Consider the following 13169-nt stretch of genomic DNA (forward strand, 5'->3'; position numbering starts at 1 on the left):
CATAATTAAGTGTAATTTTTTAGAACCTTAATTAAATAAAGTTTTGACATTGAAATGATTATCAAAATATTGATAATCATTTTTATATATTTTGTATATATGTCAGGGGGAAGCAATGATTAATGATTTTGTAGCACTAGACTTTGAATTTGGTGAAGTAAAAAAAGATAGAATTTCAATTGTGGAAGTTGGTATGCAAAAGGTTCAGGATCAAAAATTGACTGATAAGTTGTCAATGCTAATTAATCCAGAATCTAACATTGATAGCTATGCTTCAGATAATATTCATCATATTTATCAAAGTGATGTCGTTGCGGCACCAAAATTTGGGGATGCTTGGGCGATCATTACAAACTTTATTGATGATAACCATGTTGTTGTGCATGATGCTAAAAATGAAGGTAGGGCAATTTTATCAAATGCTACTTTTTATAATTTAAAGGTAGATAATTTAGTTATATACGATACTTTAAAATTAGCTAAATGTATATTGCCACAGCATCAAAAGTATAACATTGCAGCTTTATCAAAATATTTTGATTTACCCAAATTGATTGCACATGATGCTTTAGATGATGCTCAAGAAACAGCACAGTTATTTATTAAAATGCAAAACTTAATATTTGAAAAGCAATTGCAGTATCATCAAATAATGCATAATGTAAAAATAAATGTTAATTTTTAAACGATAAGTCTTTATATTTCTATATAAAAGTAGTAAAATAATAAATGTTTATTGCCTACATGGCGGAATTGGCAGACGCGCTACGTTCAGGTCGTAGTGAGAGTGATCTCGTGCAGGTTCAAGTCCTGTTGTAGGCATTAATATTTTTGATGTGCTAGGGTGTGTGATATAGTACAATGATCGCGTAATAAAAAAGGGTGCAACTGGAAATGGGTTTCATTTCTGGCTACACCTTTTTTAGTTATTCATATTCAGGCCAAAGTCACTGATACAACAAACATCTTAGCTGTAATTAATTATTTAGGGTTATCTAAGAGTCGGACCCGATAAATGGCGGGAATAGCCATTAATGTAGCTAAAATCTTATCTTTCGGCAGTAATAGTGTTTTATTAATATCAATAATGGTGTAGGCAACCGCTCCCCGAGCATTATTCGCCATCCCTTCAATATTGATATTATGTTGAGCAAGATAGGTCGTAATTTGGCCGACCATATTAGGAATATTTTCGTGAATTATTGTTAGGCGATAGTCACTATTAAAAGGAACTTGCATATTGGGTAAATTTACAGAATTAATAACATTACCAGTTTCTAAAAAAGTCATTAAGGTATGAGCTGCTTGTCGGGCGCCATTGACCTCAGCTTCTAATGTTGAACCACCTAAGTGCGGTGTAATGATTACATCATCTCTATTTAAAAGTGCCTCCTCACCAAAATCAGTTAAATATAATTTGAGTTGTTTAGCATTTAAAGCGGTTAAAATAGCACTATTATCAACAATTCCAGCACGGGCAAAATTAAGTAAGATCGTATTGTCTTTTAAGTGAGTAAGAGCATCAGCATCAATTAAGTTTAAAGTATGTTCATTTTTAGGAACGTGAACTGTGACATAATCAGCATTTTCAAGTGCAGTTGCTAAACTATCAGCACGTTTGACATCAGTAGAAATTTGCCAAGCTGCATCAGCTGATAAGAATGGATCGTAGCCAATAACTTGCATTCCTAAACTTAGGGCAGCATTAGCAACTAAGGAGCCAACATGGCCAACCCCAATAACTGCTAAATGTTTATTAATTAATTCACTACCATTAAATTGTGTTTTGTCATTTTCGGTACGTAATGAAATATCAGCGCCACTATTATTGGCAGCATACGTAGTTGCAGTAAATAAATTACGAGAAGCAGCAATTAGCATACCAATAACTAGTTCTTTAACAGCATTCGCATTACTACCAGGAGTTGTAAAAACAGCAATACCATTATTAGTAGCGCTAGCTAAAGGAATATTATTAAAGCCTGCCCCAGCGCGAGCGATTGCTTTAAGTGATGTGGGCCATTGATGATGATGTAAATCAACGGACCGAATAATATAACCATCTGGTTGTGTATGCTCATTATTAATTTGATAATTATGAGTAAAATCAGCCAAACCAACGGGGGCAATGGCGTTAAAAGTTTTAATGTTATACATTTAAAAACGCTCCTATCTGTTATTTTCTTCAAAAGTAGTTAAAAAATCAATTAATGCTAATACACCTTCTAAAGGCATTGCATTATATAAACTAGCTCGTAATCCACCAAAACTTCGATGACCTTTTAGGTTTAAGCAACCAGCAGCTGTTGCAGCTTGTATAACCTTTTCATCAAGACTAGAGGACCCAGTCGTAAAGGTAATATTTGTTAATGAACGGTCTTTTTTATTAATGTTATTAGTATAAAATTTAGAATTATCGATAAATTGATATAAAAGCTGTGCTTTCTTTAGATTTTTTTCATAGATAGCTGCAACTCCCCCTTGAGCTTTAAGCCATTTTAAAACTAAACCAACGGTGTAAATAGCAAAGACTGGTGGGGTATTAAACATCGAATTTTTCTGGGCCGTTAAATGATAATTCATGACACTGGTAATATTAGAGTATGATACTAGGAGCCTTTTTTTAATAATTACCACACTAACACCAGCTGGTCCCAAATTTTTTTGTGCTCCAGCATATACAAGGTCAAAGTCGTTAATGTTATACGGTTCTGCTAGAAAATTTGATGACATATCGGCGACTAATGGTATTTTAAGGTTGTTAGGTATTGCATGTATGCTGAGGCCTTCAATTGTACTATTAGTAGTTAAGTGAAGATAAGCATAATCATCTAAGGGAGTCGATATGTCTAATTTTGGAATATTTGTATAGTTTTGTTTTTGACTTGAGGCTAAAATAGCGGTAGTAAAGCCTAGTGTCTGTGCTTCTTGAATTGCCCGCATTGACCAGTAACCTGAATCAATAAAAGCAATTTTTTTTGAATGGGTTACTAAATTTAATGGCACGGCGGCAAATTGTGCAGTACCGCCACCTTGCATAAATAAAATTTCGTAATCAGATGAAATATTAAGTAAAGCACGTAAATCTGCTTTAGCAGTATTCAAAATATTTTCAAATAGTTTTGTACGATGAGATATTTCTAAAATACTCATACCACTATTGGCGAGAGAAGGTAATTCTGCTTGAATTTGGGTAATAACTTCGGGCGGTAACATAGCTGGACCAGCTGAAAAATTATAAATAGGCATAAAGAATCTCACTTTCAATAATCAAATAAAAAACCCACAATTTAGACTCAAATTGTGGGTTTGTCGGTGAATTAATTAGAAGACTGTGCCCCACAATCGGTATAAACCATGTGAGAACACAACAAAGTTGATCTACATGGAGTATCGTGTAGACCCAAAGGAAGAATTAAAGTGGTTATTTAAAAATGTCATAATTAAATACATCTCCTTTTAATTTAATCGAAGTTTAACAATTTTTAGAATGAATGTCAATACTAGACATTTTGAATTTAGATATGCGATAATGACTAAAAAATATATGAGGTAATTTAATGACAGATTTTTATTTAATTCGTCATGGTCAAACTGCTGCTAACGCAGCAGGGTTGAAGCAGGGAATAATCAATACCGAAATTACAAAATTAAATAAGTTGGGAATTAAGCAAGTAGAATCTTTGCAAGCTGTATTTGATATTTCCTTTGCTAATCAAATTATTGCGAGTCCCCTAGATCGAACGCAACACACAGCTAACATCTTAAATAAAAGTGCAATGTTGCCTTTTACGACAGACGAACGATTGTTAGAAATTTCATATGGTAGTTGGGACGGAAGGCCTAATCAGGAGCTTGAAAAGGCTTATCCTCAAGTATTTGATAGGACGTTACATGATGTTTTGCCTACCTATGTCACTATTGCTAGTGATGGTGAAACATTTGAGATGGTAATGAAACGTATCCAAACATTATTGCTAGAATTAACTAAGAAATACCCAACGCAAAAAATTATTTTAGTAACACATGGCTTTACAATTAAAGCCGCAACTTTAGTTTGTTTAGCAATGACGAATAAATTGATGACGTTACCAGAACCAAATAATGCAAGTGTTACTAAAATTAGTGTTAATCCGCAGACGAAAGAAGCCTATCTTTGGTATTACAATCAAAATGCAAATAATCAGTTTTGATGGTTTGAGATATGGAATAAGATATTAAAACAGCACCCTTAAGTTAACTTAAGGGTGCTGTTTTAATATCTTAGGATCGCATTGAGTTAATAATAAATTAGGTTATTCTTTATTATTAACTAATTTGAGGTTAAGTTCTTCAACAATTTCAGCATGTTTCTTTTCAGTTAGTTTAACTTTAAATAAAAATATGAATAAGGAAATAACAGACAGGGTGAGTGGCGTATAAAAAGCAAATAATTCAAAAGTATGAATATTTTTAGCTGTCATATCAGCGGCTGTGGCACTTCCAGTCATACCTGCTAATAAAGCAATTGAGCCAACAATCCCATTTGAAAGTGCACCTGAAATTTTATCGATCATGGGCCGAATGGTTAAAGTAACAGCTTCATTACGATTACCATTTTTTAATTGACCATATTCAATCGCGTCAGTTAGTGTTAAAACAGTCACTAATTGAGCAAAAGTAAAGTTAAATAATACGAGACCAATAATAATTAAAGTGATATTTGCTTGGCCAAAGATAAACAAAACATATGATAAAATCATTGAAATTTGACCAACAGTAAAGAGAACTTTTCTAGTAATAAATTTATTTAGAATAGGATAAAGGGGGGCGGTTGCAAAGCCAACAATAGTGGCAACTAAGCCAGCTATCCAAAATTCACCAGGTTTACCAAGCACAAATTTGAAAAGATAGAAAAGGACACCATTAGTTGCAACATACGCAATAGAATACATTAGATAAGCTAAACTTGCCCAAAGAATTTGATCATTATGCGCAATTCCAAGGAACACATCTTTAATTGTTGTTTTTTCATTAGCAGCTTCTCGAATTATATTATGCTTTTCAGTTGTACCCATGGCAACTATTAGGGCAGAAAGGAGTGCAACAATGGCAACGAGTATACCAAATGCAAGCCAACCTTGTGGCCCTTGTTCATGTTTACCGGTTGCAGTGTATGTGAAATAAGTTGTTACTGGAACCACAATCATAGCAAGTCCATTCCATCCAATCGAGCCAGTAAATGAACCAAGAGCTGTAAAAATACCACGCTCACGACTATCAGCACTAATAGCAGGCACCATTCCCCAATATGACACATCAACTAGTGAATAGACTATATCAAGGATAACAAACAAAATGACAAAGATAATTGCAAATAGCAACCAATTAGTTTTTGCTAAACCAAAAATCCCAGTAAACAAAATGATTAATAGTAATGAACTAATAATTCCACCAAAAACTTGCCATGGCTTAAACTTGCCCCAACGAGTATTGGTATTATCGACAATATTACCTAAAATAGGGTCAATAACAACCTCGGCTAGTCTGATAATAACAACTAGGCCAGTTATAATACCAATTAATTTATTGGCAGTTTGAGTAGGGACACCAGCAAACATACCACTAGTCACATAGACAATAAAATAAGTACTCAAAGCCCCATAAAAAGCTGAGTGTCCTAAATTACCTAACATAAATGATATCCGCTCAATCCATTGATTTTTACTAATGTGTTTTGAACCGATTTCTTGTATATTTTCCATAATCGATCTCCATTGTTATTTATTTTCTTTTAAAATTTTGACAGCGTAGGCGTCTAGTGTATATTTACCAGCTAAAAGATCATGTTCCGCATTAATGTCAAATAAAGTTTTTTGAGTTTTTATAGTCTGGGGTGTTTCACTAAAATTGATTATAAAATAATAAGTAGCATTACTATCTGACCGTGTCTGGATAGAAATTTCGCTATTATCTTTATGAATTGGTAGGGAATTAACTAACTTGTAGTCATTTACGATATCTTGATAAAAAATACTTAGAAAATCAGTATTTGTGCGAGCAGCTAAATAAAATGCGTAGCCTTGGCCTAACCTATTTTTAGTGATACTTGGTGTATTCGTGTAAAAACAATCACTGTACGTTGCCAAGACTTGGGCAGAATGTAATTTGATAACATCACAATAATCACTTGTTTTGTATGAGATGTCTTTATATATAAAGTGATTATTTTGTTCTGGATAAAGAGTATCTGTCTCAATAAAATCAATACCGTAAATATCTTGAAGTGCCTTTGGCCATCCTCCTAGATAGGCCAAAAAATTTTCATCAACGCGTCCTGTTAAGTATGTTCCAATAAGTATGCCACCTGCAGTAACAAAATGTTTAAGTTTATCAGCAAATTGTTGATTCATCATAAAATGTAGAGGATCAATTACTAATTGATAATTAGTAAGACAATCTTGAGTGCTAATCAAATCAACTGGGATATCATGTTCCCAAAAAAATTGATAATGATTTTGAATGGTTTGCCAATATTTTTTGGTTTCATTAGCATAATTACGAGCATCATCTAAGGCCCACATATTATCATAATCATAAACAATCGCCACTTTCGCTAATTGATGGTTAGCATGAAGAGCTGGTTTTAATTTTTTTAAGGTATCTCCAACTGCAGAAACTTCTTTAAAAACGCGAGTTTGATCGCTAAGACTATGGTCAATTACAGCACCATGAAACATTTCTGAAGAGCCACGGGATTGATGCAATTGAAAATAATTAACTGAATTAGCACCATGAGCAATCTGTTGTAGACTACCCATAAGATGCATACCAGGTAATTTTGGTCGATTAAAAGGATGCCAGTTAACTTGTGAAGGGGTACTTTCCATGATTAAATAATTTTGATTTTTTAAGCTACGCATGACATCATTCATTAGAGCAGTTTTCATTGCAAGTTTTTTAGTGGATTCATAGCCATTACCCCAGTTAGGATAAGAATCCCAACTAATAATATCAACGTGCTTAGCAAATTTTTGATAGTCTAAATCATAATGAACATGGGATTCAGGGGGATTTCCACCCATGAAATTAGTTGTAATTGGAATGTTAGGGGTCAATTTTCGTAATGGGTTTGTCTCATTTTCATAAAAGTCGATTGTTTGATCAGTTACAAAACGATGCCAATCTAAATTGAGCCCTAATAGATTACTATCTCCTTGCGGTGCTGGAGAATGTACTTGTTGCCAGTCAGTATAAGTATGACTCCAAAAATCAGCCCAGTAAGCGTGGTTTAAATTAGCAAGAGTTTTATATTTTTCTTTTAGCCAATCACGAAAAGCTGCCTGGCATAAATCACAATAGCAAGCACCACCAAATTCATTTGAAATGTGCCATAAAATTAAGCTACTTTTTTTACCGTATCGTTCAGCAAGTTTTTGATTGATAATTTGAACTTTTTTACGATAGATTGGTGAAGTGAAACAGTGATTATGACGTTCACCGAAGATATTTCTTTGGCCATTTGCTTCAACGCGTAAAGTTTCAGGATATTTTTCAGCTAACCAACGGGGTTTAGCACCACTGGGGGTAGCTAAAATGACATGACCATTTTGTTTTTCCATGCGCTTGAAAATATCATCAAGCCAAGTGAAGTCAAAATGACCTTCAGTTGGTTCTAATTTTGCCCATGAGAAAATACCAATGGTAATGTTGTTAATATTAGCTTTTTTAAAATAATTAAAATCTAAATCAATAATATGTGGATTATCAAGCCATTGTTCAGGATTATAATCACCACCATGTAAAAATTCTGTAACAGGTAAAGATTTTTGCATATTAAAGCCTACTTTCATAGAGTTAATCAAGAATTCTTAATGGCTTAATAATACCTTATATTCAGATTTTTGTAAGCGTTTTCTTTTGGTAAATTACTAAATGTTGGTAAACAAAAGTTACAGTTGTTTAGATAATTTAGTTAAATTTGAAATAAAACTATGTATATAAGTAAAATTTATGCTAGGATTAATGAAAGCGGTATCATTTTAGAGAATTTATGTATGAAAGGAGTGAGCCATATGACGACTATTAGAGAAATAGCTACTAAAGCAGGCTTTTCGCCGGCAACAGTTTCTCGCCTTTTAAATAATGATCCAACATTTTCAGTTTCTGAAGTGACACGTAAAAAAATTTTGACCGTTGCTCGTAATCTTAATTATTATCAGCAAAATAAGCAATCTGGTACCCAATATGAAATAGCAGTTATTTTTTCGGTACAACCACGGAAAGAATTGGAAGATATTTATTATACTAACTTGCGTGAAAGTATTATGAATGCAGGAAAAATTGCTAATATGGTACTAAAATTTTATCGTGAAATTGATGATATCTCACCACGAACAAATGGCTATATTGCGATTGGTTACTTCAATGATTCTCAAATTAAGCAACTTAGTAGGTTAACTTCTAACGGAATCTTTGTTGACTCAAATCCTAATCCTAGATTATTTAACTCAGTTCAGCCCAATCTAGAAGCGATGACACAACAAGCAATCGAGCTATTTCGAAAAAAAGGAATTGATAAAATTGGCTTTGTAGGTGGTAGATATTGGAATACCAAAACTAATCAGCTTAATGAACAAATAGATGATGCACGAAAAAAATATTTTGAAAGTCATATGCGCGAATTAAATATTTATGATGCAGAAAAAGTATTTATTGGTGATACATTTTCAGTTGAAAGTGGCTATCAAATGGGACATCAAATATTTATGAATAGCAATGGTAAAAAAGAATTACCACAGGCTTTACTAATTGCTTCTGATGCATTAGCTGTAGGTGTTTTACAAGCATTTAATGAAGAACGTGTGATTGTACCAGATGATGTTGAAATTATCAGTATTAATGACATTGAATTAGCTAAATATGTCGCACCACCGTTGACAACGTTCAGAATAAATGTCAATGAGTTGGGACGTGTCGCAATCAACACATTACGGGATACAATTCTATTTCCAGATCATAGTAAGCAAATGATTTTATTAAATTGTGAATTAATATATCGTAAAAGCTTTACTCAACCGTAAGTGAAAATTAATTACAAATTAATAGTGAAAAAGCGTGAGATTAAGGACACTAAGTTGTCGATAGATCACGCTTTTTATTTACGATTTATGAAAGTCGTATCAACACTATTTTAATGAATTGCCAGTGATTAATACACTTGGCACGATAATATGACTGTTGCTATTTAATCGAGGGCTAGTAATGTTTTGATGAAGTAATTTTGCCGCTATGAAGCCAATCTTAGTAGGGTCTTGTTGAATTTTTTCAATTTTTGGAAATGTAAAATTAGTCCAATTCCAATCATCAAAAGTGGCCATACCAATATTATTTGGAATGTTAAAATTATGGGCATGAAAAAAAGCTAGTGTTTTTAAGACATCAGGTCCTTTTAACACAAAAATGGCTGTTTTGGGTGATTGTATTAAAAGTTTTAGCAAATGTTGAAGGTCATCATCAGTATAGAAGATGGTTGTTTTAATATTATTTTGCAAAGCAACATCATTGATCGCTTGAATTCGTAGGTCTCGCGCACTATTACTATTTTTTTGATGCAAAATAATAAATTGATGATAACCAAAAGTAACAACTTTTTGCGCTAATTCTTGAGATTTAAGATAATTATCAGTAACAACTTGAGCAAGATGGGAACTAGCTAACGGACGATCAATAAATACTGTTGGAATGGTAATTGATTCATAATATGGTGTATTTTTTGTAACTGGTTGAATTAAAAGGCCATCAACTTGAAATTGGAGAAGTTGCGAGATGTTTTTTTGTTCTTGTAGGGCATCTTCATTTGAATTAAGCATAATAATTTGATAATTGAAGGAACTGAATAAATCAGCAACACCTTTAAAAACCAATGAGGCATAAAAATTTGTTACATCAGCCATAACTAAACCAATTAAATGGGTACGATTTGTTTTTAAAGCACGAGCTGATTGATTTACTTGATAATTTAATTGTTTAATAGCTTGTTCAATTGTCAACTTAGTTGCTAGGGACATTTTACTATAGTTTTGATTTAAATATCTTGAAACAGTTGTTCTAGAAACGTTGGCCAGTTGAGCTACGTCTAAAATAGTTGGCTTTTTTTTAGTCATAAATATTTTCCCTTACGTTATCTTAAATATACTGGCATTTAGTTTAACATGAAATGAGACAACTAAGATATTTTTTAGTTTTAGGTTTAACGTTAAACTTAAAGTTAAAAAATGTGGTAGACTTACAATGTAAGCGAAATCAAAAAAGATAGCCAAGTTTCTTTTTTGAAGTAAACCCCCGACATTGGACCAAAATTCAATATCGGGGGTTTACTTCATTTTTACTTTTTTCGGATACCCATGTAACATGTTCATTGATAATGAAGATAATTTATCGTAATTTTTAGTTAGATGATATTTGAACAATTAAACTGGTCACTTGGTTACTAATTATCAGTAGCTGAAAAAATTAAAAAAAAATGCTAAAATAGTATGGATTAAATTTGAACGAAAAGGCAGTAAACAATGGTAAAAAAAGCAAAAGAAACTCCAATGATGCAACAATATAATGCAATAAAAGCACAATATCCGGATGCTTTTTTATTTTATCGTTTAGGTGATTTTTATGAATTATTTAATGATGATGCCATCAAAGGCTCGCAATTACTGGAACTAACGCTCACAACTCGAAATAAAAATGCTGAAAACCCAATTCCGATGGCAGGAGTACCACACCATGCTGCACAAAATTATATTGATATTTTAGTTGATCAAGGATATAAGGTTGCAATTGTTGAACAATTAGAAGATCCCAAGCAAACTGATGGTATGGTTAAACGTGATGTTGTTCAATTAGTAACACCTGGAACTAAGTTGGAAAATAAAACAACGGATGCTAAAAATAACAATTATATTGCTACAATTATATATGAGAATCAACAATTTGGTTTCGCATATGCTGATTTATCAACCGGTGAACAAAAAGCAACTGTGTTGGCTAATGAAGATCAAGTTTTGAATGAAATTTTAAACTTACAGACTAAAGAAATTATTACTAATGATACATTGACAATATCATTTATGGAAAAGTTAAAAAAAATTGGTATTATGATTTCAAAACAGTTAAAAATTGTAAAGACAGCAGAACTTAGTTTCCTTAGTCAACATGTTGAGAATAAATTGGTAAAAACAGTAGTGGGCTATTTAGTCACATATTTGACGATAACCCAAAAACGAGCTCTCGATCATCTACAACAGGTAGTGGTTTATGAGCCATCGCGTTTTTTAAAATTAGATCATAATAGTCGCTATAATTTGGAATTAACACAAAATATTCGAACTGGTAAGAAAAAGGGGACACTTCTATGGGTGCTTGATCAAACAAAAACAGCTATGGGTGGCCGGTTACTGAAACAATGGCTTGATCGGCCATTGATTAGTGCTGAGTTAATTAAGGCTCGTCAAACCAAAGTACGTGCTTTACTAGAAGATTTTTTTATTAGAAATACACTACAAGACCATTTGATTAAAGTATACGATTTAGAACGACTTGCAGGGCGAGTTGCTTTTGGAGCCGTAAATGGTAGGGATTTAATTCAATTGAAAACAAGTTTATCAGAAGTGCCAGCAATAAAGCAGACAATTTTACAATTAAATAGTGAAATCTTTAAAGTGACTAATGAGCAATTAGATCCAGTTGCTGACGTAGCACAATTGATTGAAAAAGCCATTGTTGATGAACCACCATTATCGGTTACTGAAGGTGGTGTAATTAAAAACGGTTACAATCAGCAACTTGATCAATATCGCGATGTGATGAAAAATGTCAAACAATGGTTGGCTGAGTTAGAAGCTAAAGAGCGTGAGGTCACTGGAATTAATGGTTTAAAAATTGGCTATAACCGGGTTTTTGGATACTATATAGAGGTCACTAAAGCAAATATAGCTAAATTAGATCCTAATCGATATGAACGGAAGCAAACGCTAACTAATGCAGAAAGATTTAGTACACCAGAATTAAAACAACGAGAGGCTTTAATACTAGAAGCACAAGAAAAATCGACTATACTAGAGTATTCGCTTTTTACTGAAATTCGCGATACTGTTAAAAATAATATTAAACGTTTACAGTCTCTATCACAAGCAATTGCCCAACTAGATGTTTTACAAAGTTTTGCTGTAGTTGCCCAAGATAATCATTTTATTGAACCAACTTTTAATGATAATCATCAATTAAAGATTGAAAATGGTCGGCATCCAGTTGTAGAAAAGGTTTTAGGGAAACAAAGCTACGTGCCTAACGATATTGTCATGCCGCAAAATGAAAATATCATGTTGATTACGGGACCAAATATGTCTGGGAAGTCAACTTATATGCGTCAACTAGCGTTAACTATTATTATGGCGCAAATTGGTTCATTTGTACCAGCAAATAATGCAACCTTGCCAATTTTTGATCAAATATTTACACGAATTGGTGCAGCCGATGATTTAATTTCTGGTAATTCAACTTTTATGGTTGAAATGGCTGAAGCCAACAATGCTTTACAACATGCAACTGCTAATTCTTTGATTTTATTTGATGAATTAGGCCGGGGAACAGCAACTTATGATGGTATGGCACTAGCGCAAGCAATTATTGAATATGTGCATAATAATATTCATGCTAAAACATTATTTAGTACGCATTATCATGAATTAACCACTTTAAGTACTGAATTATCAGAGTTGACAAATATGCATGTGGGCGCAATTGAACAAGATGGCGAATTAGTATTTCTGCATAAAATGGAAGCAGGAGCCGCGGATCAAAGCTATGGAATTAATGTTGCTAAACTAGCAGGAATGCCACTTAACCTATTAAATCGGGCTGATTCAATTCTAAAAAATTTGGAAGCACACAGCCAAACAGTAATATCAACTAAATTAGATAGTGACGTGACCAAAGAAGGTTCAAAACGTACTGAGCAGAAGTTAAGTAAAGTTGGGCAAGCAAGTCAGAATCAATTAGATTTATTTAGTTCGGAAAGCACTTTAACGGCTAATGAACTAGCAGTAATTACGCAATTAAAAGCTGTCAATTTAGCGGAAACAACGCCATTAGCTGCGCTTAATTATTTATCCGAACTACAGAAAAAAATATAG

8 protein-coding genes, 1 tRNA gene and 1 pseudogene are annotated in these 13169 nt (G+C 33.0%); 5 read left to right on the forward strand and 5 right to left on the reverse strand.

Features of this window, described 5'->3' with window-relative positions; translation table 11 throughout:
* Positions 1–115 precede the first annotated feature (115 nt).
* A complete protein-coding gene (locus tag JOC59_RS03675) occupies positions 116–685 on the forward strand; it encodes a 3'-5' exonuclease (RefSeq protein WP_205143445.1) in 570 nt (189 codons plus the stop codon).
* A 53-nt stretch (positions 686–738) separates the two neighbouring features.
* A tRNA-Leu gene (locus JOC59_RS03680) sits at positions 739–822 on the forward strand.
* A gap of 159 nt (positions 823–981) precedes the next feature.
* Here the strand turns inward: JOC59_RS03680 and JOC59_RS03685 are convergent.
* Both JOC59_RS03685 and serC read right to left on the reverse strand, forming a co-directional pair.
* Positions 982–2157 (reverse strand): phosphoglycerate dehydrogenase, encoded by a 1176-nt coding sequence (locus JOC59_RS03685; RefSeq protein ID WP_205143446.1) that lies wholly within the window; start codon positions 2155–2157, stop codon positions 982–984.
* Between the two features lie 12 nt (positions 2158–2169).
* Complete coding sequence (serC, locus tag JOC59_RS03690) at positions 2170–3249, reverse strand: 3-phosphoserine/phosphohydroxythreonine transaminase (RefSeq protein WP_205143447.1); 1080 nt, start codon at positions 3247–3249, stop codon at positions 2170–2172.
* A 311-nt stretch (positions 3250–3560) separates the two neighbouring features.
* Between serC and JOC59_RS03695 the strand changes: the two genes are divergently transcribed.
* A complete protein-coding gene (locus JOC59_RS03695; RefSeq protein ID WP_205143448.1) occupies positions 3561–4193 on the forward strand; it encodes a histidine phosphatase family protein in 633 nt (210 codons plus the stop codon).
* A gap of 108 nt (positions 4194–4301) precedes the next feature.
* On the opposite strand, the pseudogene JOC59_RS03700 reads toward JOC59_RS03695, so the two are convergent.
* Positions 4302–5675, reverse strand: a pseudogene (locus tag JOC59_RS03700) (glycoside-pentoside-hexuronide (GPH):cation symporter); the annotation flags it as partial.
* Positions 5676–5759: 84 nt separating this feature from the next.
* Complete coding sequence (locus JOC59_RS03705) at positions 5760–7814, reverse strand: beta-galactosidase (protein WP_205143449.1); 2055 nt, start codon at positions 7812–7814, stop codon at positions 5760–5762.
* A gap of 240 nt (positions 7815–8054) precedes the next feature.
* On the opposite strand from JOC59_RS03705, the gene JOC59_RS03710 reads away from it, so the two are divergent.
* Positions 8055–9062, forward strand: a complete 1008-nt coding sequence (locus JOC59_RS03710; protein ID WP_205143450.1) for a LacI family DNA-binding transcriptional regulator — start codon at positions 8055–8057, stop codon at positions 9060–9062.
* A 105-nt stretch (positions 9063–9167) separates the two neighbouring features.
* Here the strand turns inward: JOC59_RS03710 and JOC59_RS03715 are convergent, their stop codons facing one another.
* A complete protein-coding gene (locus tag JOC59_RS03715; protein ID WP_205143451.1) occupies positions 9168–10145 on the reverse strand; it encodes a LacI family DNA-binding transcriptional regulator in 978 nt (325 codons plus the stop codon).
* A gap of 405 nt (positions 10146–10550) precedes the next feature.
* On the opposite strand from JOC59_RS03715, the gene mutS reads away from it, so the two are divergent.
* A complete protein-coding gene (gene mutS / locus JOC59_RS03720) occupies positions 10551–13169 on the forward strand; it encodes a DNA mismatch repair protein MutS (RefSeq protein ID WP_205143452.1) in 2619 nt (872 codons plus the stop codon).

The sequence above is a fragment of the Periweissella beninensis genome (genome assembly GCF_016908275.1).
Classification (GTDB): domain Bacteria; phylum Bacillota; class Bacilli; order Lactobacillales; family Lactobacillaceae; genus Periweissella; species Periweissella beninensis.